This window comes from Ramlibacter tataouinensis TTB310 (genome assembly GCF_000215705.1).
Classification (GTDB): Bacteria; Pseudomonadota; Gammaproteobacteria; order Burkholderiales; family Burkholderiaceae_C; genus Ramlibacter; species Ramlibacter tataouinensis.
In genome coordinates, this window is record NC_015677.1 from 1,356,556 (window position 1) to 1,382,404 (window position 25,849).

Sequence of the window (25,849 nt, forward strand, 5' to 3'; positions counted from 1 at the left end):
GGAAGCGGGTGGTCAAACGCGCAGGCGGTTGGCGCCCATCCGGGCCCGGTACCACTCGTGGAAGTGCTGCATGCCGTCCTCCATCGGGCTCTGGTAGGGGCCGACCTCGTTGTCGCCGCGCCGCATCAGCGCCTTGCGGCCGGCGTCCATGCGCAGGGCGATCTCGTCGTCCTCCACGCAGGTCTCCATGTAGGCGGCCTGCTGCGCCAGGGCGAAGTCGCGCTCGAAGGCGGCGATCTCCTCGGGGTAGTAGAACTCGACCACGTTGAGCGTCTTCTGCGGCGCCACCGGGTGCAGCGTGGACACCGTCAGCACGTGCGGGTACCACTCCACCATGACGTGCGGGTAGTAGGTCAGCCAGATCGCGCCGTACTTGGGCGGCTCGCCGCCCCGGTAGCGCAGCAGCTGCTCGTGCCAGCGCTCGTACACCGGGCTGCCGGCCTTGCCCAGTCGGTTGGCCACGCCCACGGTCTGCACCGAGTAGCTGTCCTTGAACTCCCAGCGCAGGTCGTCGCAGGTGACGAAGCTGCCCAGACCGGGGTGGAACGGACCGACGTGGTAGTCCTCCAGGTAGACCTCGATGAAGGTCTTCCAGTTGTAGTTGCACTCGTGCAGCTCGACGCGGTCGAGCACCATGCCGGTGAAATCCAGGTCGGCCCGCGGGCCCAGGCCGGCCAGGTCGGCCGCCACGTCGCGGCCATTGCGTTCGAAGAGCAGTCCGTTCCACTCCTGCAGCGGGTAGTTGTGCAGGTTGAGGCAGGGATCCTCGGCGAAGTGCGGCGCGCCCAGCAGCGTGCCGGCCTTGCTGCCGTGGCCGGCGCTGTAGGTCCAGCGGTGCAGCGGGCACACGATGTTGCCGCCCGAGGCCGGGTTGCCCAACGTGGAACCGCGGCCGCGCAGGATCACGGCCTGGCGATGGCGGCAGACATTGCTGATGAGCTCAACGCCATGCGGCGTGCGCACCAGCGCGCGTCCTTCGCCCTCCTGGGGCAGCGCGTAGTAGTCGCCCACCTCGGGCACGGAAAGCTGGTGCCCCACATAACGGGGCCCGCGCTGGAAGATGGTCTCCATCTCGCGCGAGAACAGCGCCTCGTCGAAATAGCTGGAAACGGGTAGTTGGCTTGTGGCCTGCTGGAGCTGAAGACTTAAATCAGACATTTCACCTGACCTAGAGACTCCCCCTATGAAGGGGCAGGGACAGCGCTTATCCGGAGATGGGCGCGAGAAGGGGAGCGGGATTGTACCCCCCGGGTCCCAGCTGGGGGCGTGGGCTCTAGAATCCAGCCTTTGCCCGCAAATGCCCGATGTCCCAGGCCCCGTCCCCACCGCCCGCCACGTATGAGGCTGCCCTGGAAGAGCTGGAGCAGCTGATCGGCCGGATCGAATCGGGACAGCTGCCGCTGGAGCAGCTGCTGGCGGGCTACGAGCGCGGCGCGCAGCTGCTGGCGTTCTGCCGCGGCAAGCTCGAGGCGGTGGAGAACCAGATCAAGGTGCTGGACGAAGGCACGCTCAAGCCATGGGCACAGCCATGAGCGGCGCCGCGAGCGTGGCACCGCAGGGCTTCGAGCTGCGCGGCTGGAGCGAGCAGCGCCTGGCGCTGGTCGAGCAGGCGCTGTCGCGCTGGGTGGTGGCCGACGCGCCGGCCGGGCTGGGCGATGCCATGCGCTACGCGGTGCTGGACGGCGGCAAGCGGCTGCGCCCGCTGCTGGTGCTGGCCGCGGCCGAGGCCGTGCGGGGCAACGAGGCGGCGGCGCTGCGCGCCGCCTGCGCCGTCGAGCTGATCCACGCCTATTCGCTGGTACATGACGATATGCCCTGCATGGACAACGACGTGCTGCGCCGGGGCAAGCCCACGGTGCACGTGAAGTTCGGCCAGGCCCAGGCCCTGCTGGCCGGCGACGCGCTGCAGGCGCTGGCCTTCGAACTGCTGGCGCCCGAGGACGAGGACGGCGTGTCCGCGACGGTGCAGGCGGCGCTGTGCCGGCTGCTGGCCCGCGCCGCCGGCCACGAGGGCATGGCCGGCGGCCAAGCCATCGACCTGGCCAGCGTCGGGCAGCAATTGGACGAGCCGCAGCTGCGCGAGATGCACCGCCGCAAGACCGGCGCGCTGCTGCGGGGCAGCGTGATGATGGGCGCAGCCTGCGGCGACATCGGCACGGCGGCGCGCGCCGCGCTGTCGCGCTACGGCGCGGCCCTCGGCCTGGCCTTCCAGGTGGTGGACGACATCCTGGACGTCACCGCCGATTCGGCCACGCTGGGCAAGACCGCGGGCAAGGACGCGGCGCAGGACAAGCCGACCTACGTCTCGCTGCTGGGGCTGGAGCGCTCGCGCGCCCTGGCGGCCGGGCTGCTGGACGAGGCGCTGGCGGCGCTGGGCGAGAGCGGCCTGCCGGATACGCGCGCTTTACATGCGTTGGCCAAGATGGTGGTCGACCGCGACAACTGACAACAAATGGCCTCTCTGCTCGAAACCATCCAATCCCCGCAAGACCTGCGCCGCCTGCCGCGCGCCCAGCTGCCGCAGCTGGCCGAGGAGCTGCGCGCCTTCGTCCTGGACAGCGTCTCGCGCACCGGCGGCCACCTCAGCTCCAACCTGGGCACGGTGGAACTCACCATCGCGCTGCACTACGTGTTCAACACGCCGCACGACCGGCTGGTGTGGGACGTGGGCCACCAGACCTACCCGCACAAGATCCTGACGGGACGGCGCGACCGCATGGGCACGCTGCGCCAGCTCGGCGGCCTGGCCGGCTTCCCGCTGCGCACCGAGAGCGAGTACGACGCCTTCGGCACCGCGCATTCGTCCACCAGCATCTCGGCCGCCCTGGGCATGGCGGTGGCGGCGCACCGCCAGGGCGAGGACCGCAAGGCGGTGGCCATCATCGGCGACGGCGCGATGAGCGCCGGCATGGCGTTCGAGGCGCTGAACAACGCCGGCGTGGCCGAGTGCAACCTGCTGGTGATCCTGAACGACAACGACATGTCCATCAGCCCGCCGGTGGGTGCGCTGAACCGCTACCTGGCCCAGCTGATGAGCGGGCAGTTCTACGCCGCCGCCAAGAGCGTGGGCAAGAACGTGCTCAAGGTCGCGCCGCCGCTGTTCCAGCTGGCCAAGCGCTTCGAGGAGCATGCCAAGGGCATGGTGGTGCCGGCCACGCTGTTCGAGCAGTTCGGCTTCAACTACATCGGCCCGATCGACGGCCACGACCTCCATTCGCTGATCCCCACGCTGGAGAACCTCAAGCACCTCAAGGGCCCGCAGTTCCTGCACGTGGTCACCAAGAAGGGCCAGGGCTACAAGCTGGCCGAGGCCGACCCGGTGGCCTACCACGGCCCGGGCAAGTTCGACCCCGCGGTGGGCCTGGTCCAGCCGGCGACGCCGCCCAAGACCACCTTCACCCAGGTGTTCGGCCAGTGGCTGTGCGACATGGCCACGCAGGACGCGCGGCTGGTGGGCATCACGCCGGCCATGCGCGAAGGCTCGGGCCTGGTGGAGTTCGAGAAGCGCTTCCCAGAGCGCTACTTCGACGTGGGCATCGCCGAGCAGCATGCCGTGACTTTCGCCGCGGGCCTGGCCTGCGAGGGCCTGAAGCCGGTGGTGGCCATCTATTCCACCTTCCTGCAGCGCGCCTACGACCAGCTGATCCACGACGTGGCCTTGCAGAAGCTGCCGGTGGTGCTCGCGCTGGACCGCGCCGGCATCGTCGGCGCCGACGGGCCCACGCATGCCGGCGCCTACGACATCCCCTACCTGCGCTGCATCCCCAACGTGAGCATCGCCTGCCCGGCCGACGAGAACGAATGCCGGGGCCTGCTAAGCGCCGCCTTCGCGCAGGACCATCCGGTGGCCGTGCGCTACCCGCGCGGCGCCGGCGTCGGCGCCGCGGTGGATGCCGGGCTGGCGCCGCTGCCGTTCGGGCGCGGCGAGCTGCGGCGCCAGGGCCAGCGCGTCGCCATCCTGGCCTTCGGCACGCTGCTCCACCCGGCGCTCAGGGCGGCCGAGCGGCTGAACGCCACCGTGGTCAACATGCGCTGGGCCAAGCCGCTGGACCAGGCCCTGCTGCTGGAGGTGGCCGCCCGCCACGAGGCGCTGGTGACGGTGGAGGAGGGCGCCGTGATGGGCGGCGCCGGCAGCGCGGTGGCCGAGGCGCTGGCCGCCGCCGGCGTGGCCAAGCCGCTGCTGCAGCTGGGCCTGCGCGACGAGTTCATCCCGCACGGCGACCCGGCGCGGCTGCTGGCCCTGCAGGGCCTGGACGACGCCGGCATCGAGCGCTCGATCTGCGAGCGTTTCGCCGGCCTGGCCCTGCGCGAGCCGCCCGAACTCAAGGTCGTGCGCTGACGTTTTTTCCCCTCGCTCAAGGGAAAACCCCTGAGTACCAAAGTCCTGCCGTTCCTAGAATGACCACGGTCGAGACAGCCGAAAGTTGTCTCGCCACCTTGAGGGGAACCGGGTCGCGCCGCGTGCGGCCGGGTCTTGAAACCGCGCTTCGGCGCGGTTTTTTTATGGCCGCGCCATCATCTCGCGGTTTTTGACCATCAGGAGAATCGCGATGGACCGTCGCTCCCTCATCCGGCGGGCCGGCATCGCCGGCGTGCTGGCCGCCGGCGCGGCCCCGGCCGTCCATGCGCAGGCCGCGCTGCGCTGGCGCCTGGCCTCCAGCTTCCCCCGGTCGCTGGACACCATCTACGGCGCGGCGGAGGTGTTCTCGCGCAAGGTGCGCGCGCTGTCGGGCGGCCGGTTCGAGGTTTCGGTGCATGCGGCAGGCGAGCTGATGCCGGCCTTCGACGTGGTCGACGGCGTGCAGAACGGCGCCGTGGAGGCGGCGCACACCGCGCCCTACTACTTCTTCGGCAAGGACGAGACCTTCGCCATCGGCGGCGCCATCCCGTTCGGCCTGAACAGCCGCCAGATGAGCGCCTGGACCTACGAGGGCAACGGCCTGAGGCTGATGCGCGAGTTCTACGCCCGCTACCAGATGGTCAGCTTCCCCTGCGGCAACACCGGCGCCCAGATGGGCGGCTGGATGCGCCGGGAGATCAGGAGCGCGCGCGACCTCCAGGGCCTGAAGTTCCGCATCGGCGGCTTCGCCGGCAAGGTGCTCGAGCGCATGGGCGGCGTGCCGCAGAACATCCCGGGCGGCGAGATCTACCAGGCGCTGGAGAAGGGCACCATCGACGCGGCCGAGTGGATCGGCCCCTACGACGACCAGAAGCTGGGTTTCAACAAGGTCGCGCCGTTCTATTACTACCCCGGCTGGTGGGAGGGCGGCCTGCAGCTGGACCTGTACGTCAACCAGAAGGCCTACGACGCGCTGGGCGCCGAGCAGAAGGCCATCGTGGAGGCGGCCAGCGCCTACGCCCACGTCGAGACCCAGGCCAAGTACGACGTGAAGAACCCGCAGGCGCTCAAGCAGCTGGTGGGCGCGGGCGCCCGGCTGCGCCCCTTCCCGGCCGACCTGATGACCGAGGCCTTCAAGCAGTCCATGGCGCTGTACGACGAGCTGTCGCGCAAGAACCCGAACTGGCGCAAGGTCTACGCCGACTACGCCAGGTTCCGCTCGGACCAGAACCTGTGGTTCCGCTTCACCGAGGCGACCTTCGACCGCTTCATGCAGTCGCAGAGGCTCTAGGGAAGCTCTGAACAAGTCGCGCCGTGCGCGACGGGACTTTTCCGGGATGAGCCGCAAGGCGCCGGACCCAAGGCAAGCCTGGACGGCTTGCCTGGTCCGGCAACGCCGCGGATCGCCCGGAAAAGCCCGTCCCCGGAGGGTCTCGGCCCAAAACCGGCGTCTTGCCCACCAAGTTTCTTGCCCGTGCGTGCAGCACGGGCTGCGAAACGTTGGCGGCCAATCCATCCGGTTTTGGGCTCGAGCGCGCACGGCGGGACTTGTTCAGAGCTTCCCTAGGTGAAAACACGGCCTTCCCTGCCCAGCTGTAGGGGCGGGGCCCGGCTATGATCGCCCGGCTTTCCCAAAACGACAGGAGTACTCTTCCATGGATCGCCGTTCCCTCATCAAGAACGCGGGCATCGCCGGCGTCCTCGCGGCCGGTGCCGCGCCCGCGGTGCATGCCCAGGCCGCCGTCCGCTGGCGCCTGGCCTCCAGCTTCCCCAAGTCGCTGGACACCATCTTCGGCAGCGCCGACACCTTCTCGCGCACGGTGCGCGCGCTGTCCGGCGGCAGGTTCGAGGTCTCGGTGCACGCCGCCGGCGAGCTGATGCCGGCCTTCGGCGTGGTCGACGCCATCCAGAACGGCACCATCGAGATGGCGCAGACCGCGCCCTACTACTTCACCGGCAAGGACTCCATCTTCGCCTTCGGCTGCGCCGTGCCCTTCGGCCTGACGGCCCGGCAGATGGACGCCTGGATGGAGCACGGCAACGGCCGCAAGCTGATGGACGCGTTCTACGCCAAGTACAACATGCGCAGCTTCAGCGCGGGCAACACCGGCACCCAGATGGGCGGCTGGTACCGCAAGGAGATCAAGGGCCCGGCCGACCTCAAGGGCCTGAAGATGCGCCTGGGCGGCGGCCTGTTCGGCGAGGCCATGGCCAAGCTGGGCGTGGTGGCGCAGAACATGCCCGCCGGCGAGGTGTACCAGGCGCTGGAAAAGGGCACGCTGGACGCCACCGAGTTCGTCGGCCCCTACGACGACGAGAAGCTGGGCTTCAACAAGGTGGCCCCGTTCTACTACTACCCCGGCTGGTGGGAAGGCGGCGCCGAGCTGGAGTTCTTCGTCAACAACAAGGCCTACGAGGCCCTGTCGGCCGAGAACAAGGCCATCGTCGACGCCGCCACCCAGGTGGCCGCGCGTGACATGACGGCCAAGTACGACGCCATGAACCCGCTGGCGCTCAAGCGCCTGGTCGCCAACAAGACGCAGCTCAAGCCGTTCTCCAAGGAACTCATGGACGCCGGCTACAAGGCCTCGATGGAGGTGTTCGCCGAGCACGAGGCCAAGTCGCCCGAGTTCAAGAAGATCCACCAGGACATGCGCGCCTTCCAGCGCGACCAGCTGCTGTGGGAGCGCTTCTCCGAGTACCGCTTCGACAGCTACATGAGCAGCGTCAAGCTGTAAGCCGGCGGCGCGCCGGTCGAGCCAGGGCCCCCGTGGGGCCCTTTTTCATGGGCGATACAATCCGCCGCTCATGCGCGCACGCCTGATCGCCGGCCTGGTCGTCCTGTCCTTCCTGTGGGCGGGCATCTTCGGGCACGAGCGTCCCGTGCTCCAGGCCGAACCCGCCATCGCCACCTTCGCGGCCGTTGCCGATGCTGGGCCGGCCGAACAGCTGCAGGGCTCGGTCGAGGACCACCACCTGGACGACCGTCCGGCGCAGCAGGCCGACGTGTCCGGCGACCTGCCCGATGCGTCGCACCAGCGATGGCTGCGCCGCGCGCCGCCGGCCGGTACGGGTGGCCCTGCGGCTTTCCAGGTGCGCCAGCGCCGCTCCCCCGACCTCGACGGACTCCGGCGCCCGCCTCGCGTCCGGACGGCGCTCACCTGAGCCGTCCAGCCGGCACGCCGGCTGCCTGACCTTTCCCCGTCTCCCTGCGCCCCGACGGGCGCCGATGAACCATGACCTGGATCGAAGCGGTGGTCCTGGGCGCGCTGCAAGGCCTCACCGAATTCCTGCCGATCTCCTCCAGTGCGCACCTGCGCATCGTCGGGCCCTTGCTGCCGTCCGGCTCCGACCCCGGCGCCGCTTTCACGGCCATCGTGCAGATCGGCAGCGAGGCCGCGGTGCTGCTGTACTTCCGGCATGACCTGCTGCGCATCGCCCGGGCCTGGGCGACGTCGCTGCGCGGCGGCGCCGACCATGACCGTGATGCGGCCCGCCTCGGCTGGCTGATCCTGGTTGGCACGCTGCCGATCGGAGTCGCCGGCCTTGCACTGCGCGACGCCATTGAAGGCGCCATGCGGCACCTGCTCCTGACGGCCGCCACCCTCATCCTGTTCGGCCTGCTGCTGGGCCTGGCCGACCGTCTGGGCCGCAAGTCGCTCACCTTGCAGGAACTGCGCTGGCGGCATGGGCTGGTGTTCGGCCTGGCCCAGGCGCTGGCCCTGGTGCCGGGCGTGTCGCGCTCGGGCGGCACCATCACCGCCGGGCTGCTGATGGGCTTCACGCGCGAGACGGCGGCCCGCTACTCCTTCCTGCTGGCCGTGCCCGCCGTGCTCGCCTCGGGCCTGTTCCAGCTGCTGCGCCATGGGACCGATGCCACGGCGGTGCCGCCCGGGCCCACGGCCCTGGCCGCGCTGGTCGCGTTCGGCGTCGGCTACGCCGTCATCGTCGGCTTCCTGCGCGTCGTGGCTGCCCGCAGCTTCATGCCCTTTGTCGTCTACCGCGTGCTGCTCGGGCTGCTGCTGGTCGTCCTGCTGGGCACCGGCCGGCTCCACCCGCTGTAGGCGCCTGTCGCCGCACACCTCTTCTTCCCATGGAAATACTCGTACTCATAGGACTCATCCTTCTCAACGGCGCCTTCGCCATGTCGGAGATCGCCCTGGTCACGGCGCGCAAGGCGCGCCTGCAGCGCCTGGCGGACGAGGGCGACAGCGCCGCCGTCGCGGCAATGAAGCTGGGCGAGGACCCGACCCGCTTCCTGTCGACCATCCAGATCGGCATCACCTCCATCGGCGTGCTCAACGGCATCGTCGGCGAGGCCGCGCTGGCCGCGCCGCTGGCGCAGTGGCTGCAGTCCCTCGCGGTGCCGGCGCCCTACAGCAGCTACGGCGCCACCGGCCTGGTGGTGCTCACCATCACCTACTTCTCCATCGTGGTCGGCGAACTGGTGCCCAAGCGCCTCGGGCAGACGCATCCGGAAGCCCTGGCGCGCCTGGTGGCGCGGCCCATCAACTGGCTGGCGCTGGCGACCCAGCCGTTCGTGCGCCTGCTGTCGATCTCGACGCGGGGCCTGCTGCGCCTGCTGGGCGCCCGCGAGAACCAGGCCGCGGCGGTCACCGAGGAGGAGATCCATGCCGTGCTGGCCGAGGGCACGACCGCGGGCGTCATCGAGTCGAACGAGCATGCCATGGTGCGCAACCTGTTCCGGCTGGACGACCGCCAGATCGGCTCGCTGATGGTGCCGCGCGCCGACGTCTTGTTCCTGGAGGTGGACGGTCCGTTCGAGCGGCACCTGGAGCGCATCGAGCAGTCCGACCACACGCGGTTTCCGGTCGTCAAGGGCGGTCCGGACCAGGTGCTGGGCGTGGTGAACGCCCGCCAGTGGTTTTCGCGCGCGCTGCGCCAGGGCGAGCGCGAGCTGTCGGCGCAGCCGCTGGAGCCGGCGCTGTACGTGCCCGAGACGGTGACCGGCCTGGAACTGCTGGACAACTTCAGGCAGTCGGACCTGCACATGGCTTTTGTCATCGACGAGTACGGCGAGGTGCAGGGCATCGTCACCTTGCAGGACCTGGTGGAGGCGATCACCGGGGAGTTCCAGCCGCGCAACCCCGAGACCTCCTGGGCGGTGCAGCGCGACGACGGCTCCTGGCTGCTGGATGGCCATATCCCGGTGCCCGAGCTCAAGGACCGTCTTCTGCTGGGCAAGGTGCCGGAGGAGGAGCGGGGGCGTTACCAGACGCTCAGTGGCATGCTGATGCTGCTGATGGGCCGCCTGCCGCGCGTGGCCGACCATGCGGAATGGGAAGGCTGGCGCTTCGAGGTGGTCGACATGGATGGCAAGTCCATCGACAAGGTGCTGGCGCTGCGGTTGCCGGAAGCGCCCGTCGCCGCGGCCGGCGACTCGTGATCGAGGCGGCGCGGATGGGAAAAGCAAGACCGCATGCACATGGCTGGCTGGCCGGCCTGCTGCTGCTGCTGCTGGCCGCCTGCTCGGACGGCTACCCGACCGATGACCAGGCGCCCCTCAGCCCGTTCGACATGTCGCCCACCGAACGGGTCGGTGCCCTGAACGCGCTGGGGGCGTCGGCGCACCCCGACACGCATTGGCGCTACGGCCTGGACGGTGGCTGCCTGCTGCGGGTGGCGCGGCGCGGCGACTGGTGGCGGTGGCAGGAGAGCGTGCACGACCTGCGCGGCGCGGCGGTGCAGCTGCAGATCGGCAGCGACGCGGCGGACCGGCGCCGGTACGACGTGGTGATCCGGCCGGCCGGAAGCGCCGAAGGCAGTGTGATGCTCAGTTCGCGACGGGAGTTCGAGGCGCTGCAGGCCCGCCAGCTCGCACGCCTGCTGGCGCGCGATTGCACGCAGTCCGCGCCCTGACGGGTGCGCCCTGGGGGGCGTGCCCACCCGCGCGGTACGCCGGCGGCGCGGCAACCCTGGTGTAGATTCGACCGCATGCCCCACAACGTCGCCCTCATCTCCACCATCGCCGGCGGCCTGGGCCTGGCCCTGATCCTGGGTTTCCTCGCGGCCCGCATGCAGCTGCCGGCGCTGGTGGGCTACCTGATCGCCGGCGTCCTCATCGGCCCCTACACACCGGGCTTCGTGGCCGACACCGAACTGGCCGCCCAGCTGGCCGAGATCGGCGTGATGCTGCTGATGTTCGGCGTGGGCCTGCATTTCTCGCTGGACGACCTGCTGGCGGTGCGCAGGATCGCCATCCCCGGCGCGGTGGTCCAGATGGCGGCGGCCACCGGCATGGGGGTGGCCCTGGCCCTGTGGTGGGGCTGGAGTGCCGCGGCCGCGCTGGTGTTCGGCATCTCGCTGTCGGTGGCCAGCACGGTGGTGCTGCTGCGGGCGCTGGAAAGCCTGGGCCTGCTGGAGAGCTTCAACGGCCGCATCGCCATCGGCTGGCTGGTGGTGGAGGACCTGGCCATGGTGCTGGTGCTGGTGCTGCTGCCGCCGCTGGCCACCGTGCTGGCCGGCCGCGGCGACGGCGGCGACCCCGCCGCGCTGTGGCGCACCATCGGCACCACGCTGTTCCAGGTGGCCTTGTTCGTGGTGCTGATGCTGGTGGTGGGCCGGCGCCTGTTCCCCTGGCTGCTGTGGCAGGTGCAGAAGGTGGGCTCGCGCGAGCTGTTCACGCTGTGCGTGGTGGCGGCCGCCGTGAGCATCGCCTACGGCGCCACCCTGCTGTTCGGCGTCTCGTTCGCGCTGGGCGCCTTCTTCGCCGGCATGGTGCTGCGCGAGTCGCAGTTCAGCCACCGGGCCGCGGAGGAGACGCTGCCGCTGCGCGACGCCTTCGCCGTGCTGTTCTTCGTCTCGGTGGGCATGCTGTTCGACCCGCGCGTGCTGATCGAGCAGCCGCTGCACGTGCTGGCGGTGGTTGGCATCATCGTGCTGGGCAAGTCGGCGGCGGCGGCGCTGCTGGTGCTGCTGCTGCGCTACCCGCTGCACACGGCGCTGACCGTGTCGGCCAGCCTGGCGCAGATCGGCGAGTTCTCCTTCATCCTGATCGGCCTGGGGGCCTCGCTGCAGCTGATGCCGCCGCAGGCGCAGAGCCTGGTGGTGGCCGGCGCGCTGATCTCCATCGCGATCAATCCCTTCGTCTTCAAGGCCATCCAGCCGCTGCAGCGCTGGCTGCTGGCGCGGTCCGAACTGGCGCGCCGGATGGAGCAGCGCGTCGACCCGCTGGCCGAGCTGCCCATGACCACCGACGAGAAATACCTCTCCCGGCAGGTGGTGCTGGTGGGCTACGGCCGCGTGGGGCGGCACCTGGCCGAGGCGCTGGCGGCCTCGGGCGTGCCGTTCGTGGTGGCCGAGCAGAACCGGGAGATCGTCGAGCGGCTGCGCGGGCAGGGCATCCCGGCCGTGTTCGGCGACGCCACCCAGCCGGAGGTGCTGGTCCAGGCCCATATCGCTCGGGCGCGCATGCTGGTCATCGCCACGCCCGACACGCTGGGCGTGCGCCAGATGGCCGAGACCGCCCGGGCGCTGAACCCCGGCATCGAGCTGGCGGTGCGCAGCCACAATGAGGACGAGGCCCGGATGCTGGAGACCGAGCAGTTCGGCAAGGTCTTCCTGGGCGAGCGCGAGCTGGCGCTGTCCATGACGCGGCACGTGCTGGCGCGCTGCGCGGCCTGAGCCGCGGCACCGTCACTTCTTGTTGTTGTTGAACAGCTCGTCGATGCGCTTCTGCTCCTCGTCGGGCGAGGACAGCGGCTCCGCGCCGGGCGCGGCCCCGGTGCCCGGCGGCGTCAGCGGCGCCGCGTCGAAGCCGGGCAGCTCGGCCGGCATCTCGATCTGCACCTTGTCCAGGTCGACCTTCTGCTCGACCTCGCGCGAGACGATGCCGGGGAAGCCGATGATCAGCGCCACCATCAGGATCTGGATCAGCACGAAGGGCACGGCGCCCCAGTAGATCTGCATGGTGGTCACCGGCGCCACGCGCCTGCCCGTCACCTTGTCGGTGTACTCCTTCTCGGGCGCCACGCTGCGCAGGTAGAACAGCGCGAAGCCGAACGGCGGGTGCATGAACGAGGTTTGCATGTTCACCGCCAGCAGCACGCCGAACCACACCAGGTCGATGCCCAGCTTGTCGGCCACCGGCGCCAGCAGCGGCACCACGATGAACGACAGCTCGAAGAAGTCGAGGAAGAAGGCCAGCAGGAAGATCAGGATGTTCACCACGATCAGGAAGCCCAGCTGGCCGCCCGGCAGGCTGGACAGCAGGTGCTCCACCCAGCGCGGCCCGTCCACGCCTTGGAACGTCAGGCCGAAGATGGTGGCGCCGATCAGGATGAACACCACGAAGCAGGACAGCTTGGTGGTGGTGTTGAGCGCCTGCTTGAGCAGCGAGAAGCTCAGGCGCCGGCGCGCCAGCGCCATCCCCAGCGCGCCGAGCGCGCCCATGGCGCCGCCCTCGGTGGGCGTGGCGATGCCCAGGAAGATGGTGCCCAGCACCAGGAAGATCAGGAACAGCGGCGGGATCAGCACGAAGGTCACGCGCTCGGCCATGCACGACAGCAGGCCCAGGCGCGCCAGCTTGTTGACCACGGCCACCACGAAGGCCAGCAGCACGGCGGCGGCGGTGCACACCACGATCTTCTCGTCGGTCGCCGCGGTGGTGATCTCGCGGCCGCTCCACCAGCTGGCGAGGTCGGTGTAGCGCATGCCCATGTAGATGGCCAGCGCGGTGCACACCGAGGTCAGGACCAGCAGCGAGGGCAGGCCGCTGGAGCCGTTGGGCTCGCGGAAGGTGCGCGCCTCCAGCGGCAGCGCCGGCACCTGGTGCGGCCGGAAGATGGCCAGCAGGATCACGTAGACGGCGTACAGGGCGGTGAGCACCAGGCCGGGGACGAACGCGCCCTTGTACATGTCGCCCACGCTGCGGCCCAGCTGGTCGGCCAGGACGATCAGCACCAGCGAGGGCGGGATGATCTGCGCCAGCGTGCCGGAGGCGGCGATCACGCCCGAGGCGACGCGCCGGTCGTAGCCGTAGCGCAGCATGATGGGCAGCGAGATCAGGCCCATGGAGATGACCGAGGCGGCCACCACGCCGGTGGTGGCCGCCAGCAGCGCGCCCACGAAGATCACGGCCAGCGCCAGGCCGCCGCGCACCGGGCCGAACAGCTGGCCGACGGTGTCCAGCAGGTCCTCGGCCATGCCGCTGCGCTCCAGCACCAGCCCCATGAGCGTGAAGAACGGGATGGCCAGCAGCGTCTCGTTCTGCATGATGCCGAAGATGCGCAGCGGCATGGCCTGCAGCAGCGACTCGGGCAGCACGCCCAGCTCGAAGCCGACCAGGGCGAAGAACAGGCCGCAGGCCCCGAGGCTGAAGGCCACCGGGAAGCCGAACAGCAGGAAGACGATCAGGCCCACGAACATGATCGGGGCCATGTTTTGCGCGATGAATTGCAGCATGTGTCGGGTTCCTCTCGGCCGCTCAGGCCCTGGCGTCGCGCTCGGCCTGCCGGCGGATCTCTTCGGCCAGTTGCTCCTCGGCCGACTTCTCCGCCTTCTTGAGGGTGGGGTCCTCGATCAGGCCGCGCAGGAAGGCGATGCGCTTGACCAGCTCCGACAGGCCCTGCAGCAGCAGCAGCGCGAAGCCCAGCGGCAGCATCAGGTACACCGGCCAGCGGATCAGGCCGCCGGAGTTGGCGGACACCTCGCCGGAGCGCCAGCCCTGCAGGAAGAACGGGATGCCGTAGTACAGCACCGCGATGCACACCGGCGTGAGGAAGAAGGCGAAGCCGATCACGTCGATCCAGACCTGCTTGCGCCTGGACAGGCGGCCGGAGACCACGTCGATCTTCACGTGCTCGCCCTGCAGCAGCGTGTAGCCGGCGGCCAGCATGAACGAGGCCGCGAACAGGTACCACTGCACCTCGAGGTAGGCGTTGGAGCTGGCGTTGAAGGCCTTGCGTACGATGGCGTTGACGCCGCTGATGACGGTGGAGGCCAGGATCAGCCAGATCACCCACCGGCCGACCTGGGCGTTCAGCCAGTCGACGCCGCGCGAAAGCTTGAGCAAAGCCTGCATGCTGTCTCCTCGAGAATCCGGAAAAACAAAGCGGCGCGTGGATGCGCACCACGCGCCGTTTAGTACTAATGAAAAATTCTAGGCGGCACTATAAAGGCAAGCTGACGGCATTTTGACGAGCCACACCCCCGTGTCATCCCTAGCCGACGCTGGCGCGATCCGCCACGGCGACCGCGACACGCTGTCGCTGGCGCTGATGGACGCGCGCAACCGCACGCTGGCCCTGCTGGCGCGCTTCGAGCAGGCCCTGGACGCCGAAGGCCTGATCGTGCCCGAGCGCGAGGAGCTGGAGCCGCCGGCCTGGCTGGCCGGCCACATCGGCTGGCTGGCCGAGTACTGGATAGGCCGCAACCCGCAGCGCGGGCGGGGCGAGGCCTGTCCGGCCGGCGGCCTGCGCCTGGCCTCGGTCGAACCGCTGGCCGACCCGTGGTTCGACCCGGCGCTGGCGCCCCACGCGCTGCGCTGGCGGACGGCGCTGCCCGACCTGGCGAGCGTGCGCGCCTACCTGCTGAACACCCTGGAGGGCACGCTGGAACTGCTGGACAAGGCCGCCCCTCACGATGACGGCCTGTACTTCTTCCGCATGGCGCTGTTCCACGAGGACTGGCGCGGCGAGCAGCTGGCCGCCATGGCCCAGGCGCTGGGGCTGGCGCTGCCGCTGGGGCCGGCGCCGCCGGCGCCGCCGCGCGAGCCGCTGCAGCTGCCGGCCGGCCGCTGGCGGCTCGGCGCACAGCCCGGCGGCTTCGTGCGCGATGTGGAGAAATGGGCGCACGAGGTCGACATGCCCGAGTTCGAGATCGACGCGCAGCCGGTGGGCTGGGCCCAGTACGCCGAGTTCGTCGACGACGGCGGCTACGACCGCGCCGAGCTGTGGCAGCCCGAGGGCTGGGCCTGGCTGCAGGCGCTGGCGCAGCGCGAAGGCCGGCGCGGGCCGCGCTACGTGGAGCAGATCGGCGCGGCCGGCGGCGCCGTGCTGCAGGCGCAGTTCGGCCAGGCGCGCCGCCGCCCCGGCGCCCAGCCGGCCATGCATGTGAGCTGGTGGGAGGCCGACGCCTGGGCGCGCTGGGCCGGCCGGCGCCTGCCCACCGAGGTGGAATGGGAGCGGGCGGCCGCCACCCTGGCAAGCCGCGGCCTGCGCTGGGGCGAGGTGCTGGAATGGACCGCCGGCACGCTGCGCCCCTGGCCCGGCTTCACGCCCGACGCCTGGACCCGGCACGGGCCGCTGGAGGCGCAGCCGCTGTTCGGCCGCGCCCGGGTGCAGCGCGGCGCCTCGTTCGCCACGCCGCCGCGCCTGCGCGAGCTGCGGCGGCGCAGCTTCGCGCTGCCGCACCGCGACGACGGCTTCGTCGGTTTTCGCACCTGCGCGCCATGACGGCGATCGCCAAGGCCGGCCTCCGATGGCTTGTCGGGATGGCACTGGTCTCGGTGCTGGGCGCCTGCAGCAGCCTGCCGGCGCTGGAAGGACAGCGCAGCGCGTCGCAGCCCATAGACACCAGCGGCACGCGGCTGGCGCGGGCGATCGCGCCGCGCGCGGCCGCGCACCCGGGACTGTCGGGCGTGCTTCCGCTGGCGAACGCGCTGGACGCATTCGCCGCCCGCGTCCTGCTCGCGCGGTCGGCGGAACGCACGCTCGACGTCCAGTACTACCTCTGGAACCAGGACACGTCCGGCCTGCTGCTCATGGGCGCGCTGCGGGAAGCGGCGGACCGCGGCGTGCGCGTGCGGCTGCTGCTGGACGACATGAACACGGCGGGGATGGACGACCTCCTGGCGGCCCTGCACGCGCACCAGAACATCGAGGTCCGGCTGTTCAATCCTTTCGCGGTCCGCTGGCCGCGGGCCGTCGGCTACCTCACCGACTTCCGGCGCCTGAACCGGCGCATGCACAACAAGTCCTTCACCGCCGACGGGCAGGCCACCATCGTCGGCGGGCGCAACGTGGGGGACGAGTACTTCGGCGCCACCGACGGCGCCGCGTTCGTCGACCTGGACGTGCTGGCGGTCGGACAGGTGGTCCCGGCCGTTTCCGCGGACTTCGAGCGCTACTGGGCCAGCGGCTCCTCCTACCCCTTGCACCTCCTGGTGCGGGCGCCGCCGCCGAACGGGCCCGCACCCGTCTCGGACCCGCCCGGCAGCGCAGCCGCGGCGTACCTGGACGCCGTCCGCACGTCGCCGTTCGTCAGCGACCTCCTGCAGGGCCGCCTGGCCCTGGACTGGGCGCCGGTGCGCCTGGTCAGCGACGACCCGGCCAAGGCCCTGGGCCAAGGCACGGCCACCACCCTGGTGGAGCAGCTGAACCGCGTCATCGGCAACCCGGCGCGCCGCCTGCAGCTGGTCTCCGCCTACTTCGTGCCGGGCGCGGCGGGGACTGAGGCGCTGGTGGCCATGTCCCGGCGCGGGGTCGACGTGGGCGTGCTCACCAACTCGCTGGCGGCGACCGACGTCCCGGTCGTGCATGCCGGCTACGCCAGGCGGCGCAAGCCCCTGCTCGAGGGCGGCGTGAAGCTGTACGAGCTGCGCCGGCAGCCGCGCGTCATCGAAACGCCGGACGGACCGTCCACGCCGGTGCTGCGGGCCTCCAGCGCCAGCCTGCATGCCAAGACCTTCACGGTGGATGGCCTGCACGTCTTCATCGGTTCGTTCAATTTCGACCCGCGGTCCATGCACCTGAACACCGAGATGGGCCTGGTGATCGCCAGCCCCGCGCTGGCGCGCCAGGCCGAAGCGGCGTTCGGGCAGGCGATCCAAGGTCGCGCCTACACCGTCCGGCTGGACGAGGAGGGCGGGTTGTACTGGCTGGACCCGGTGCCCGGCGGCCAGGCGGTGCGGCACGCGACCGAGCCCGGCACCAGCACCTGGCAACGCGCCGCCGTCCGGTTCCTGTCGCTGCTGCCCATCGAGTGGCTGCTCTGAGTCGCGGGTGGCCGGCGGTCAGCCGCGTCCTTTCCTCTTGGGCGCGGCGAAGCGCCACCAGGGCAGCTGCCGCCGCAGGCTGAGCACCTCGCCGCCGCGCTCGCTGCGGTAGCCGGGCAGGGCGGCCAGGCGCTGCTGCCAGGCCGGGCTGGCCAGCACCTCGCGCAGCGCCCGCAGCGGCGGCTGCTCCAGCGCCGACTTCAGGCACACCAGCCAGTAGTCTTCCTCGACCAGCGGCACGAAGCCCAGGCCGCGGCCCTGCGCCGCCGCCTCGATGGCCAAGCCGGCGTCGGCCGCGCCGGACGCCACGGCCTGGACCACGGCGGCGTGCGAGGGCTCGGCATGGTCCCAGCCGCGCAGGGCGGCGGGCTGCAGCCCGGCCTGGGCCAGCAGCTCCTCGGCCAGCACGCGCGTGCCGCTGCCCAGCGGGCGGTTCACGTAGCGCGCGCCGCGCCGCGCCGCGTCGGCCAGCGAGGCCAGGCCCAGCGGGTTGCCCGGCGCCACCACCAGGCCCTGGCGGCGCCGCGCGAAGCCGATGATCTTGTGCAGCCCGGGCTGCAGCAGCGGCTGGTAGGTGCGCTGGGCCAGGGTGCCCGGCGCGGGCGAGGGCGGCGTGTGGAAGCCGGCCAGCGTGCAGCGCCCCTCGTTGAGCGCGGCGATCGCGTCCACGCTGCCCATGAAGCGCACGTCCAGGTGCAGCCGGTGCTGCGCGGCGGCGTGCTCGCGGAGCAGGGCCAATGCGTCATCGTGGCTGGCATGCAGCGTGAGCACCTGGGCCGCGTCGTCGAAGGCCACGGCGAAGGCGCGCTCCAGGTCGGCATGCAGCGCCTCGATCTGCGGCGCCAGCCGGGCCTGGGCCTGGCGCTCGGCCCACAGCAGCTTCTCGCCGAAGGCCGACAGGCGCGCCGGCTGGCCCTTGTCCCAGACGATCAAGCCGTGGCCCAGCTCGGCCTCCCAGCGCTTGAGCTCGCCCCACACGTGACGGTAGGACTGGCCCAGCGAGCGGGCGGCGCCGGAGATCGAGCCCTCGCGCTGCACCGCCTGCAGCAGGTCCATCAGCGGGTTGCGCAGCGCGCGTGCCGACGCGGCGCCCACCAGGCCATAGGACAGTTCGATCTTGTGCACGGTGGACGAGTATGCCTATGCACGCCGGTGCATAACTCGCCAATACCGATGCGGGCCCCTGCCGCGCTGGCTACCATCGGCGCCCCATGAACAGCTTCTCGGACGGCATCGCCGCGGCGCTCGCGCTGGTCGCGCAGGGCGACGCGACCCTGGGCGCCATCGTGCTGCGCTCCCTGGCCGTGAGCGCCAGCGCCTGCCTGCTGGCCTGCGGGCTGGGCCTGGTGCTGGGCGCCTGGCTGGGCGTGGCGCGCTTCGCCGGGCGCGGCGCGGTGCTGGCCGTGCTGAACACGGCGCTGGCCATCCCGTCCGTGGTGGTCGGCCTGGTGGTGTACCTGCTGCTCTCGCGCTCGGGACCGCTGGGCTTTTTGGGCTGGCTGTTCTCGTTCAAGGCCATGGTGCTGGCGCAGGCGCTGCTGGTGCTGCCGGTGGCCGCGGCGCTGGCGCGCCAGGCCGTGGAGGACGCCGACCGGCTGCACGGCGAGCAGCTGGCCTCGCTGGGCGCGCGGCCGCTGCTGCGGGCGCTGCTGCTGGCCTGGGACGAGCGCTACGCCATGCTCACCGTGCTGATCGCCTGCTTCGGCCGCGCCGTCTCCGAGGTGGGCGCGGTCATGATCGTGGGCGGCAACATCGACGGTTTCACCCGAGTGATGACCACGGCCATCGCGCTGGAGACCAGCAAGGGCGACCTGCCGCTGGCGCTGGCGCTGGGCATGGTGCTGCTGGCGGTGGTGCTGGCCCTGAACGCGCTGATCGCGCTGGTGCGGCGCTGGCGCCTGGAGCGGGGCGATACCGTGCAGGTGCTGCGCGCGGGGGCGGCTGGATGAGCGCCGTGATCCGCCTGCAGTCGGCCGACGTGCGCTTCGGCCCGGTGCAGGCGCTGCACGCGGTCGACCTGCGCATCGACGTCGGCGAGCGCATCGCCCTGATCGGCGCCAACGGCAGCGGCAAGAGCACGCTGCTGCGCGTGCTGCACGGCCTGGTGCCGCTGGCGCGCGGCTCGCTGCTGCGCGACGGCGCCGCGCGCCAGGCCATGGTGTTCCAGCGGCCTTTCGTGATGCGCACCAGCGCCGCCAACAACGTGGCCCTCGCGCTGTGGCTGCGCGGCACGCGCTGGCGCGCCGCGCGCGAGCAGGCGCTGGGCGCGCTGGCCCGCGTCGGCCTGGCCGAAGTCGCGTTGCGCAACGCGCGCGCGCTGTCGGGCGGCCAGCAGCAGCGCCTGGCGCTGGCCCGGGCCTGGTGCCTGCAGCCCGACGTGCTGCTGCTGGACGAGCCCACCGCCAGCCTGGACCCGCATGCCAAGCGCGAGGTCGAGGCGCTGATGGCCCAGTTCGCCGACGCCGGCACCACCCTGGTCTTTGCCAGCCACAACCTGGGCCAGGTCAAGCGCCTGGCCAGCCGCGTGGTCTACCTGGAGCAGGGCCGCGTGCTGGCCGACGCGCCGGTGGCCGAGTTCTTCGACCGCGTGCGACTGCCCGAGCTGTCGCGCGAGGCCGACCTGTTCGTCAAAGGAGAAACCGCATGATCCCCCTTAGTCTCGGCGTCAAGCCCGCACGGACCTTCGCCCGCCTGGCCGCGGGCCTCGCCGCCGCCGTGCTGGCCGCCGGCAGTGCCGCGGCGCAGTCCATCACCATGGCCTCGACCACCTCGACCGAGCAGTCCGGCCTATTCGGCCACCTGCTGCCCGAGTTCAAGCAGGCCAGCGGCATCGACGTCAAGGTGGTGGCCGTGGGCACCGGCCAGGCCATCGACATGGCCCGCCGCGGCGACGCCGACGTGCTGTTCGTGCACGACCAGCCGGCCGAGGAGAAATTCGTGGCCGAGGGCTATGCCGCGCGCCGCCACCCGGTCATGTACAACGACTTCATCCTCGTCGGCCCCAGGGGCGACTCGGCCGGCGCCAAGGGGCGGGACATCGTGGCGGCGCTGAAGAAGCTGTCCGCGGCCGGCGCCCCCTTCGTCTCGCGCGGCGACAAGAGCGGCACCCATGCCGCGGAGCTGCGCTACTGGAAGGCCGCCGGCGTCGAGAACGGCAAGGGCGGCGGCTACAGGGAGTGCGGCTGCGGCATGGGCCCGGCGCTGAACATCGCCTCCTCGTCCAACGCCTACGCCCTGACCGACCGCGCCACCTGGCTGAGCTTCAAGAACCGCGGCGAGCTGGCCGTGCTGGTGGAGGGCGACCAGCGGCTGTTCAACCAGTACGGCGTGATGGTGGTGAGCCCGCACAAGCATCCGCACGTGAAGGCGGCCGAGGCGCAGAAGTTCGTGGACTGGGTGATTTCGCCGGCGGGGCAGGCCAGCATTGCCAGCTACCGGATCGGCGGCGAGCAGCTGTTCTTTCCGAACGCGGGCAAGTGACCGGCGGACGTGTCCGCTTCGGCGATCTGCGCCGATTGGCCACAACCGGACGGTGACTGGCGTCGGTAGCGTTCGGTTACTATCTCAGCCGTTTCGTACAGCAACGATTTGGGAGGATTGCTATGGCTTGTTGGGTGCAATCGAGGGATCGTCGTGTGGTGGGTGCCCGTGCCCACCGGCTTCTCGGAATCGGCTTTGCCTTGTTGCTCGCCGCCTGCGGCGGTGGTGGTGGTGGAGATAGCGGCGATGGCGGCGTGCTCACCGTCAGTCTGTCCTACAGCGGCCATGCGCTGCTGCTTCGCCAGTCCACCATTGCGCCCACCATTACCGGGCTCAGGGGCCGCGCGCCGGACTGCTCTTTGAAATCCGGCGCACTGCCGCCGGGTTTGATGCTGAACCGGGACTGCTCGATCACCGGCACTCCTTTGGCCGCGGGCAGCTTTCCGATCGTCGTGAACCTGGGTGCCTCGGGCGTGGCCAATGAGCTCGGCTGGAGCGTTTCAGCACTGGTCCTGGGCCCCTCGGTGACCTATTCACTCCCAGCTTCCATGATGACGGGTGCGAGTTACGACTTCACGACGCTGAACAACTTCTGGATCGCCACTGCCGCCGACACCGTGACCTATTCGGTGTCCGAGGGGAGCCTGCCTTCCGGATTGGTCATCGACCCCGGCACTGGCCGCATCACCGGGACCCCGGCGGTGGAGGGGGACTATTCCTTCAAGGTCACGGCCCAGGTCGTCAATGCCGGCCGCATCGCCACGGCGACCTCGCGATGGCCGGAGTCGGTGACGGTGAACCGACCGGTGATCCCATACAGCCAGGCGCAAGCCTGGGCCGGGCTGCCATTCCGCTCGACGCCCACCTTGCCATCCGGAAGCGTGGCCTACACCTTCTCCGCAACATCCCTCCCGGCGGGCCTCTCCATCGATCCTGCGACCGGCGTGATCTCCGGTATGCCGTTGGAGCCCGCTTTCAGCGCTGACTACCGTATCGAACTGGTCGGCACCACCGCCGGTGGCGGCACCTTCGCGAACTTCACGAATGTCAGCATCGACGTGGAGTCGCCCGTCTACATTCGCTACGCAGGAACGGTCGGCCGCGTCGACTCGCCCATGTCGGACATGCCGGTGATCGTGAACAATAGTGGTGTCCAGCTGACGGGTATCAGCTATAGCTATGCGCTAGACGATCCCTCGTCCCTGCCATTGGGCCTCTCGCTGGACCCCATCACCGGCGAAATCTCTGGCACGCCGAGAGTAGTCTCGGGAAGGCCCGTGCGGATCAACGTCACCGTCACGATCAATGGCATCAGCTTCGTGGTGCCAGTGGACACTGTCGTGAGTGTGCAAATCTAGCTTGGCCGTTTGCACCTTTGAGCATCAATCCCATGTCCCTTCTCAAGCTTGCCGTTGTCCCGGCGCTGGTGGCTCTTCTCACCGGCTGCGGAACGGGCGCCCTCCTGAAGCGTGACTCCCGTGGGCCTTCGCCTGACGAGTCCGTGGTGGTCATCGGAGTTACGCCGAATTTCCGGCTCCACGTCCTTCCCGGAGAAGAGGTATCGGGATCGTTCAGCAAGAGCCAGTGGTTCGGTCCGGTCATTAACGGAGTGGCCGAAGACGGATACATCGTGGCGACGGTGAAACCCGGTCGGCTGCTTGCGATCACCGATGTGTTTGCCACGAACAATGGAGGGTTCTCCGGCCGGCGCTACGTGGCCTGCGGTGGAACGAGAACGCCGGTGTTCCAAGTCCCGGCGGGCAAGCTGTTGTACCTGGCCGATATCGACTACGTGCCGTCCGGATCGAAATTGTCGATCAGGTACCGCGATCGGCTTGCAGCGGCCGAAGAGCACATCCGCGCGCACTATCCGCAGTTGAAAGGGAAGTTGGAGCCGCTCGAATATCGCGCACTGCCCACGGCAGACGGATGCGGCGGCGGCACGACGGTGATTCCGATCTATATCCCCCGGTAGCGGAGGAGGGCCAGCAGGCCTACGGCGTGGTCTAGGCCTTAAGCGTCCTACAGAGCCGCCGTGTAGACGATCGCTCCCCCTGTGCTCGGCGACCTTGTCGTACAGCTTGCGCGCGACCGAGTTGGACTCGTACGTGTGCCAGTACAGGTGAGCTGCGCCGGCGAGCCTGGCCTGCTGCTTCACACCTTCCATCAGCGCGCGGCCGACACCTTGTCCACGGACCGCGGTCGAGGTGAAGAGATCCTGCAGGTAGCAGGCCGGACCCACGGCAGTGGTGCTGCGGTGGAACAGGTAGTGCGCCAACCCGACCACGACGCCGCCGGTTTCGGCCACCAGTGCTAAGACGGGCTCGCCGGGATCGAACAGCCGCTCCCAGGTGGTCTCGACCACGTCGTCGGGAAGCGCCGTCTCGCCATGACGGCCGTAGAACTCGTTATAGCCCCTCCACAGCTCCAGCCAGGCGGCCCGGTCCGAGCGGGCCAGCTGGCGAACGGTGGGAGAGCCTGGGGGCAGATGGACCACGGACATACCGGTTTCTCTCGCGTGCTTTACTGATGCAAATGCGCGGCTGCCCCTTCGGTTCGCTCACGCGCAGCACGCCGAAACAGCCAGGCCGACCCGACAAACAAGGCGATGAAGAATCCATTCAACGCCAGGATCTCTGCCGGCGGGCTCCACGGGAGCCCCAATCCTGCGATCAGCGCGATCGCCGTGACCAAGGCCTGAGCAAGCGCCATCGCGAACAATGTCTGTGCCATCCCACGAGGCTGGCCGCGCGCGATGGCGGCCCCGATGATTCCGACGGCAAGCACCCCGAAGTACATCAGGTTTGCGGGATCGCCGTCCGCGCCGATGATGCCGACGCCAAGACTCAGCCAGACGAGCATGGATGCTGCTGTGAGTGCAATGCCGACGGCGGATCGGTACGCGGCATTGTTTGTACGTGGTGGCATGGGCGTGTCTCCGAGGTGGTCCTAGGCGCACGGGACACTGGCCGCGCACTCTGAAACCGCAATGGTCACTCCCAGGATGATGCACGAGTGTCAACGACACTGAGGCAAGCTCCGCGTCCGTGTCGAACGACCTGTTAGATCGCAGTGTCACGTGATCCCCAGCCCCTTCAGAACTGCCATTGTCCCTAGGCCAGATGCGAGGGCGAAGTAGAAGAACGCCATCTTCCGGCTGGCGGGGAATGAAAGCTTCTCACAAACCCAGATCAATCCCCGAAAAAAGACGGCCTTGTGGCTGTAGTAGTAGCTCGCCAGGAACATGCAACCCCAAGCGATTACGTACAAGCCCAATAGGACCGTACCAGCCCCCGGCTTCACCGGTCCGCTCTCTATGCCAGCCGCCTGCGTTGCGCCAAGCAAAGCGAGCAGCAGACCGATGAGGACGGCGCTAAGGAGATAGCCGGGCTCGTTGCGACTCTCGTGTGGTTTTGGTGCGTCCATGCCGTTCCTGCGATCTAACGTTGGAGATGACCGGCGAACAGTAGGCCGGCAAAGCCGGCCGATAGGACGTCCGTGTCGATCGACCTGTTAGCCGGCAGTTGCATACTCCACCTTTCCGTCAGCAACTTTGAGGTGCCCAGGGCGCTGAAGGGCGGCGATGACTGCTGAAACTTCCTCCTCCGTGAGTTGCTTTTGAAAGTGGGCGCTTATGGCACTGCGCAAAGCCTTCTCGGTTTGCGGCTTTGTGGCATTCGGTTGGAGGAGCCTGGAAAGAAACAGGATTGCCCGCTCCTCGGGAGACTTGACTTGAGCCGCCTTCACGAGGGGAATGTCGTCAATAGTCTCCCACCGCCCACAAAAGATCATGTTGTCTTTCAGGTGCTGGATTAGGGGATCGAACCCTGTGTCCTTTGAGATGATGTGGAAGAAGGCCTCGGGCTCATGAGAGGCGATACGCCCGATGTAATAGGCGATGTGAAAGTCCAGCGCATTTCGCCCCACGCCGGAGATCTTGATGTACTCCGCCCGATCTCCCAGCTGCTGGATCGCGGTGACCAGCTCAAAGGGCAACTTGCTTTGGGTGGCGCCGACGAAGATCTTGGCACTGAAGTGATCGGCGGCAAGAGCCGCCAGTGACTCCGGCTGCACGCTTTCGTAGTCGATGAGGACGATATTTGGGCGCAAGTACTCTTCCCTGCAGGCTAACGTCGGAGTTGACCGGCGGCCAGTCGGCCGGCGAAGCCGGCCGGTAGGACGTCCGCGTCGAACGACCTGTTAGACCGCATATTCACGTAGACACCTTCTGTCGATTAAGAAGTGTCGCCGCGATCCTTGCAGCAGCCCAAGTTATTGCTGCCCCGAAAAATCCAAGCCCCAGAGCCATGGTCAGAGCCATCGCGAGGTGATTTCCTGGACCTGGGCGGACAGTTACGTTCGTCAGCATCATCGAACCGGCAAACGCCAAGAGCAGCGCCGGCCCGAACGCCACTGCCGAGACGCCCCACACCACTAGCTTCTGCTTGCGCGATAGGCTTGCGAACCTACCGGAGCGCAGAAATCTTCGAATGCTTATGGCTGCCCATACTGCAGCTGCAAACGCACCTACAGGGACAGCAGTAACGGCGTTGAGCTCGATCATGTTGGTAGCGGTCTAACGTCGGCGTTGACCGGCGCACGTGCGGCGAGTGCGCGAAGCGCACGGATGCACGTGTGCGTCCGTGTCGAACAATCTGTTAGAGCGCTTCCTCATGCTTCGGCCCTGCTGCTCGGATCACCCCACATGCGCTCGTGCAAGTCACGTACCTCCTTAGCCACGTACGGCCAAGCAGCCGTTTTAGTAGCGTTGTCGAGGTCCCACATCAGGTTTTCCGCGTATGCGACGTCGACAAGTGCCTTCACACAGTCGGGCCCGTTGCAATACTCAGTGGCCATGAATTCAGTTTGATCTTTCACCGCGCTCCAATTGCCGGCCCGAGCGGCCTCGTTGGTCCGGTCCGCGAACGCCTCAGACATGGGGAGCCTCATCCGGCGTGTCCCAGCGGTCGACCATCCATTCGTCCGTCCGCATGGATTCGTCAGGAAAGCGCTGGCGGAGGCGATCGATGACTTCCTTCTCGTGCGCGTAGTCGTCCATGCGCTGCGCTCTAACG

Annotated in this window: 27 protein-coding genes and 1 pseudogene; 17 read left to right on the forward strand and 11 right to left on the reverse strand. The window is 69.3% G+C overall.

Annotated features, from left to right (window positions below; translation table 11 throughout):
• Nucleotides 1-12: 12 nt before the first annotated feature.
• Nucleotides 13-1,158, reverse strand: a complete 1,146-nt coding sequence (locus tag RTA_RS06690; RefSeq protein ID WP_013900627.1) for an aromatic ring-hydroxylating oxygenase subunit alpha — start codon at nt 1,156-1,158, stop codon at nt 13-15.
• 146 nt (nt 1,159-1,304) lie between these two features.
• On the opposite strand from RTA_RS06690, the gene xseB reads away from it, so the two are divergent.
• The 10 genes from xseB (at nt 1,305) to RTA_RS06745 (ending at nt 11,983) form a co-directional block, all read left to right on the forward strand.
• A complete protein-coding gene (xseB, locus tag RTA_RS06695; RefSeq protein ID WP_013900628.1) occupies nt 1,305-1,532 on the forward strand; it encodes an exodeoxyribonuclease VII small subunit in 228 nt (75 codons plus the stop codon).
• Nucleotides 1,529-2,446 (forward strand): polyprenyl synthetase family protein, encoded by a 918-nt coding sequence (locus tag RTA_RS06700; protein ID WP_041675131.1) that lies wholly within the window; start codon nt 1,529-1,531, stop codon nt 2,444-2,446. Before xseB ends, RTA_RS06700 begins: the two co-directional genes overlap by 4 nt.
• A 6-nt stretch (nt 2,447-2,452) precedes the next feature.
• Nucleotides 2,453-4,339, forward strand: coding sequence for a 1-deoxy-D-xylulose-5-phosphate synthase (gene dxs, locus RTA_RS06705; protein WP_013900630.1), 1,887 nt, complete (start codon nt 2,453-2,455; stop codon nt 4,337-4,339).
• 211 nt (nt 4,340-4,550) lie between these two features.
• Complete coding sequence (locus RTA_RS06710) at nt 4,551-5,630, forward strand: TRAP transporter substrate-binding protein (RefSeq protein WP_013900631.1); 1,080 nt, start codon at nt 4,551-4,553, stop codon at nt 5,628-5,630.
• Nucleotides 5,631-5,994: 364 nt separating this feature from the next.
• Complete coding sequence (locus RTA_RS06720; RefSeq protein WP_013900632.1) at nt 5,995-7,077, forward strand: TRAP transporter substrate-binding protein; 1,083 nt, start codon at nt 5,995-5,997, stop codon at nt 7,075-7,077.
• Nucleotides 7,078-7,147: 70 nt separating this feature from the next.
• Nucleotides 7,148-7,504, forward strand: a complete 357-nt coding sequence (locus RTA_RS19690) for a hypothetical protein (protein ID WP_013900633.1) — start codon at nt 7,148-7,150, stop codon at nt 7,502-7,504.
• 71 nt (nt 7,505-7,575) lie between these two features.
• Entirely contained in the window at nt 7,576-8,403 is an 828-nt protein-coding gene (locus tag RTA_RS06730; protein ID WP_013900634.1) for an undecaprenyl-diphosphate phosphatase, read from the forward strand.
• A gap of 29 nt (nt 8,404-8,432) precedes the next feature.
• A complete protein-coding gene (locus tag RTA_RS06735; protein WP_041675134.1) occupies nt 8,433-9,746 on the forward strand; it encodes a hemolysin family protein in 1,314 nt (437 codons plus the stop codon).
• A 14-nt stretch (nt 9,747-9,760) separates the two neighbouring features.
• Nucleotides 9,761-10,219: a hypothetical protein gene (locus RTA_RS06740; RefSeq protein ID WP_013900636.1), complete on the forward strand. Its 459-nt coding sequence runs from the start codon at nt 9,761-9,763 to the stop codon at nt 10,217-10,219.
• Nucleotides 10,220-10,294: 75 nt separating this feature from the next.
• Nucleotides 10,295-11,983 carry a cation:proton antiporter domain-containing protein gene (locus RTA_RS06745; RefSeq protein WP_013900637.1) on the forward strand — a complete coding sequence of 563 codons (1,689 nt, stop codon included), beginning with the start codon at nt 10,295-10,297 and terminating at the stop codon, nt 11,981-11,983.
• Between the two features lie 12 nt (nt 11,984-11,995).
• Here the strand turns inward: RTA_RS06745 and RTA_RS06750 are convergent, their stop codons facing one another.
• Entirely contained in the window at nt 11,996-13,762 is a 1,767-nt protein-coding gene (locus RTA_RS06750) for a TRAP transporter large permease (protein ID WP_013900638.1), read from the reverse strand.
• Nucleotides 13,763-13,784: 22 nt separating this feature from the next.
• Complete coding sequence (locus tag RTA_RS06755; protein ID WP_013900639.1) at nt 13,785-14,381, reverse strand: TRAP transporter small permease subunit; 597 nt, start codon at nt 14,379-14,381, stop codon at nt 13,785-13,787.
• Nucleotides 14,382-14,511: 130 nt separating this feature from the next.
• On the opposite strand from RTA_RS06755, the gene RTA_RS06760 reads away from it, so the two are divergent.
• Nucleotides 14,512-15,753 carry an SUMF1/EgtB/PvdO family nonheme iron enzyme gene (locus tag RTA_RS06760; protein ID WP_013900640.1) on the forward strand — a complete coding sequence of 414 codons (1,242 nt, stop codon included), beginning with the start codon at nt 14,512-14,514 and terminating at the stop codon, nt 15,751-15,753.
• A gap of 38 nt (nt 15,754-15,791) precedes the next feature.
• Nucleotides 15,792-17,294: a phospholipase D family protein gene (locus tag RTA_RS06765; RefSeq protein ID WP_013900641.1), complete on the forward strand. Its 1,503-nt coding sequence runs from the start codon at nt 15,792-15,794 to the stop codon at nt 17,292-17,294.
• A gap of 18 nt (nt 17,295-17,312) precedes the next feature.
• Here RTA_RS06765 and RTA_RS06770 read toward each other — a convergent pair whose 3' ends face one another.
• Nucleotides 17,313-18,419 (reverse strand): substrate-binding domain-containing protein, encoded by a 1,107-nt coding sequence (locus tag RTA_RS06770; RefSeq protein ID WP_013900642.1) that lies wholly within the window; start codon nt 18,417-18,419, stop codon nt 17,313-17,315.
• An 86-nt stretch (nt 18,420-18,505) separates the two neighbouring features.
• On the opposite strand from RTA_RS06770, the gene RTA_RS06775 reads away from it, so the two are divergent.
• From RTA_RS06775 to RTA_RS21195, 5 genes are all read left to right on the forward strand, one after another.
• Nucleotides 18,506-19,243, forward strand: a complete 738-nt coding sequence (locus RTA_RS06775) for an ABC transporter permease (protein ID WP_013900643.1) — start codon at nt 18,506-18,508, stop codon at nt 19,241-19,243.
• Nucleotides 19,240-19,941 carry an ABC transporter ATP-binding protein gene (locus tag RTA_RS06780; protein ID WP_013900644.1) on the forward strand — a complete coding sequence of 234 codons (702 nt, stop codon included), beginning with the start codon at nt 19,240-19,242 and terminating at the stop codon, nt 19,939-19,941. Before RTA_RS06775 ends, RTA_RS06780 begins: the two co-directional genes overlap by 4 nt.
• Complete coding sequence (locus tag RTA_RS06785) at nt 19,938-20,774, forward strand: ABC transporter substrate-binding protein (protein WP_013900645.1); 837 nt, start codon at nt 19,938-19,940, stop codon at nt 20,772-20,774. The genes RTA_RS06780 and RTA_RS06785 overlap by 4 nt, the downstream gene beginning before the upstream one ends.
• 158 nt (nt 20,775-20,932) lie before the next feature.
• Nucleotides 20,933-22,132, forward strand: coding sequence for an Ig domain-containing protein (locus RTA_RS06790; RefSeq protein ID WP_013900646.1), 1,200 nt, complete (start codon nt 20,933-20,935; stop codon nt 22,130-22,132).
• A gap of 32 nt (nt 22,133-22,164) precedes the next feature.
• Entirely contained in the window at nt 22,165-22,749 is a 585-nt protein-coding gene (locus tag RTA_RS21195) for a hypothetical protein (RefSeq protein ID WP_041675139.1), read from the forward strand.
• Between the two features lie 105 nt (nt 22,750-22,854).
• Here RTA_RS21195 and RTA_RS21200 read toward each other — a convergent pair.
• From RTA_RS21200 to RTA_RS21350, 7 genes and pseudogenes are all read right to left on the reverse strand, one after another.
• Nucleotides 22,855-23,277 (reverse strand): annotated as a pseudogene (locus RTA_RS21200) (GNAT family N-acetyltransferase); the annotation flags it as partial.
• A gap of 20 nt (nt 23,278-23,297) precedes the next feature.
• A complete protein-coding gene (locus RTA_RS06800; protein WP_049871240.1) occupies nt 23,298-23,636 on the reverse strand; it encodes a hypothetical protein in 339 nt (112 codons plus the stop codon).
• A 213-nt stretch (nt 23,637-23,849) separates the two neighbouring features.
• Nucleotides 23,850-24,200 (reverse strand): hypothetical protein, encoded by a 351-nt coding sequence (locus tag RTA_RS06805; protein WP_041675140.1) that lies wholly within the window; start codon nt 24,198-24,200, stop codon nt 23,850-23,852.
• Nucleotides 24,201-24,287: 87 nt separating this feature from the next.
• Nucleotides 24,288-24,884 carry a PIN domain-containing protein gene (locus tag RTA_RS06810; RefSeq protein WP_013900649.1) on the reverse strand — a complete coding sequence of 199 codons (597 nt, stop codon included), beginning with the start codon at nt 24,882-24,884 and terminating at the stop codon, nt 24,288-24,290.
• 103 nt (nt 24,885-24,987) lie between these two features.
• Complete coding sequence (locus RTA_RS20615) at nt 24,988-25,338, reverse strand: hypothetical protein (protein ID WP_143762917.1); 351 nt, start codon at nt 25,336-25,338, stop codon at nt 24,988-24,990.
• 107 nt (nt 25,339-25,445) lie between these two features.
• Complete coding sequence (locus tag RTA_RS20620; protein WP_143762918.1) at nt 25,446-25,712, reverse strand: DUF7674 family protein; 267 nt, start codon at nt 25,710-25,712, stop codon at nt 25,446-25,448.
• A complete protein-coding gene (locus tag RTA_RS21350; RefSeq protein WP_264362603.1) occupies nt 25,705-25,833 on the reverse strand; it encodes a hypothetical protein in 129 nt (42 codons plus the stop codon). The genes RTA_RS20620 and RTA_RS21350 overlap by 8 nt, the downstream gene beginning before the upstream one ends.
• Nucleotides 25,834-25,849: the final 16 nt, after the last annotated feature.

Coding starts and splice junctions, on each gene's coding strand:
- RTA_RS21350 (WP_264362603.1), bottom strand. CDS start 25,833: ATGGACGACTACGCGCACGAGAAGGAAGTCATCGATCGCCTCCGCCAG.
- RTA_RS06710 (WP_013900631.1), top strand. CDS start 4,551: ATGGACCGTCGCTCCCTCATCCGGCGGGCCGGCATCGCCGGCGTGCTG.
- RTA_RS06750 (WP_013900638.1), bottom strand. CDS start 13,762: ATGCTGCAATTCATCGCGCAAAACATGGCCCCGATCATGTTCGTGGGC.
- RTA_RS06730 (WP_013900634.1), top strand. CDS start 7,576: ATGACCTGGATCGAAGCGGTGGTCCTGGGCGCGCTGCAAGGCCTCACC.
- RTA_RS06735 (WP_041675134.1), top strand. CDS start 8,433: ATGGAAATACTCGTACTCATAGGACTCATCCTTCTCAACGGCGCCTTC.
- RTA_RS06740 (WP_013900636.1), top strand. CDS start 9,761: ATGGGAAAAGCAAGACCGCATGCACATGGCTGGCTGGCCGGCCTGCTG.
- RTA_RS21195 (WP_041675139.1), top strand. CDS start 22,165: ATGTCCCTTCTCAAGCTTGCCGTTGTCCCGGCGCTGGTGGCTCTTCTC.
- RTA_RS06805 (WP_041675140.1), bottom strand. CDS start 24,200: ATGGACGCACCAAAACCACACGAGAGTCGCAACGAGCCCGGCTATCTC.
- RTA_RS20615 (WP_143762917.1), bottom strand. CDS start 25,338: ATGATCGAGCTCAACGCCGTTACTGCTGTCCCTGTAGGTGCGTTTGCA.
- dxs (WP_013900630.1), top strand. CDS start 2,453: ATGGCCTCTCTGCTCGAAACCATCCAATCCCCGCAAGACCTGCGCCGC.
- RTA_RS06800 (WP_049871240.1), bottom strand. CDS start 23,636: ATGCTCGTCTGGCTGAGTCTTGGCGTCGGCATCATCGGCGCGGACGGC.
- RTA_RS19690 (WP_013900633.1), top strand. CDS start 7,148: ATGCGCGCACGCCTGATCGCCGGCCTGGTCGTCCTGTCCTTCCTGTGG.
- RTA_RS06690 (WP_013900627.1), bottom strand. CDS start 1,158: ATGTCTGATTTAAGTCTTCAGCTCCAGCAGGCCACAAGCCAACTACCC.
- xseB (WP_013900628.1), top strand. CDS start 1,305: ATGTCCCAGGCCCCGTCCCCACCGCCCGCCACGTATGAGGCTGCCCTG.
- RTA_RS06780 (WP_013900644.1), top strand. CDS start 19,240: ATGAGCGCCGTGATCCGCCTGCAGTCGGCCGACGTGCGCTTCGGCCCG.
- RTA_RS06700 (WP_041675131.1), top strand. CDS start 1,529: ATGAGCGGCGCCGCGAGCGTGGCACCGCAGGGCTTCGAGCTGCGCGGC.
- RTA_RS06775 (WP_013900643.1), top strand. CDS start 18,506: ATGAACAGCTTCTCGGACGGCATCGCCGCGGCGCTCGCGCTGGTCGCG.
- RTA_RS06755 (WP_013900639.1), bottom strand. CDS start 14,381: ATGCAGGCTTTGCTCAAGCTTTCGCGCGGCGTCGACTGGCTGAACGCC.
- RTA_RS06745 (WP_013900637.1), top strand. CDS start 10,295: ATGCCCCACAACGTCGCCCTCATCTCCACCATCGCCGGCGGCCTGGGC.
- RTA_RS06765 (WP_013900641.1), top strand. CDS start 15,792: ATGGCACTGGTCTCGGTGCTGGGCGCCTGCAGCAGCCTGCCGGCGCTG.
- RTA_RS06720 (WP_013900632.1), top strand. CDS start 5,995: ATGGATCGCCGTTCCCTCATCAAGAACGCGGGCATCGCCGGCGTCCTC.
- RTA_RS06785 (WP_013900645.1), top strand. CDS start 19,938: ATGATCCCCCTTAGTCTCGGCGTCAAGCCCGCACGGACCTTCGCCCGC.
- RTA_RS20620 (WP_143762918.1), bottom strand. CDS start 25,712: ATGTCTGAGGCGTTCGCGGACCGGACCAACGAGGCCGCTCGGGCCGGC.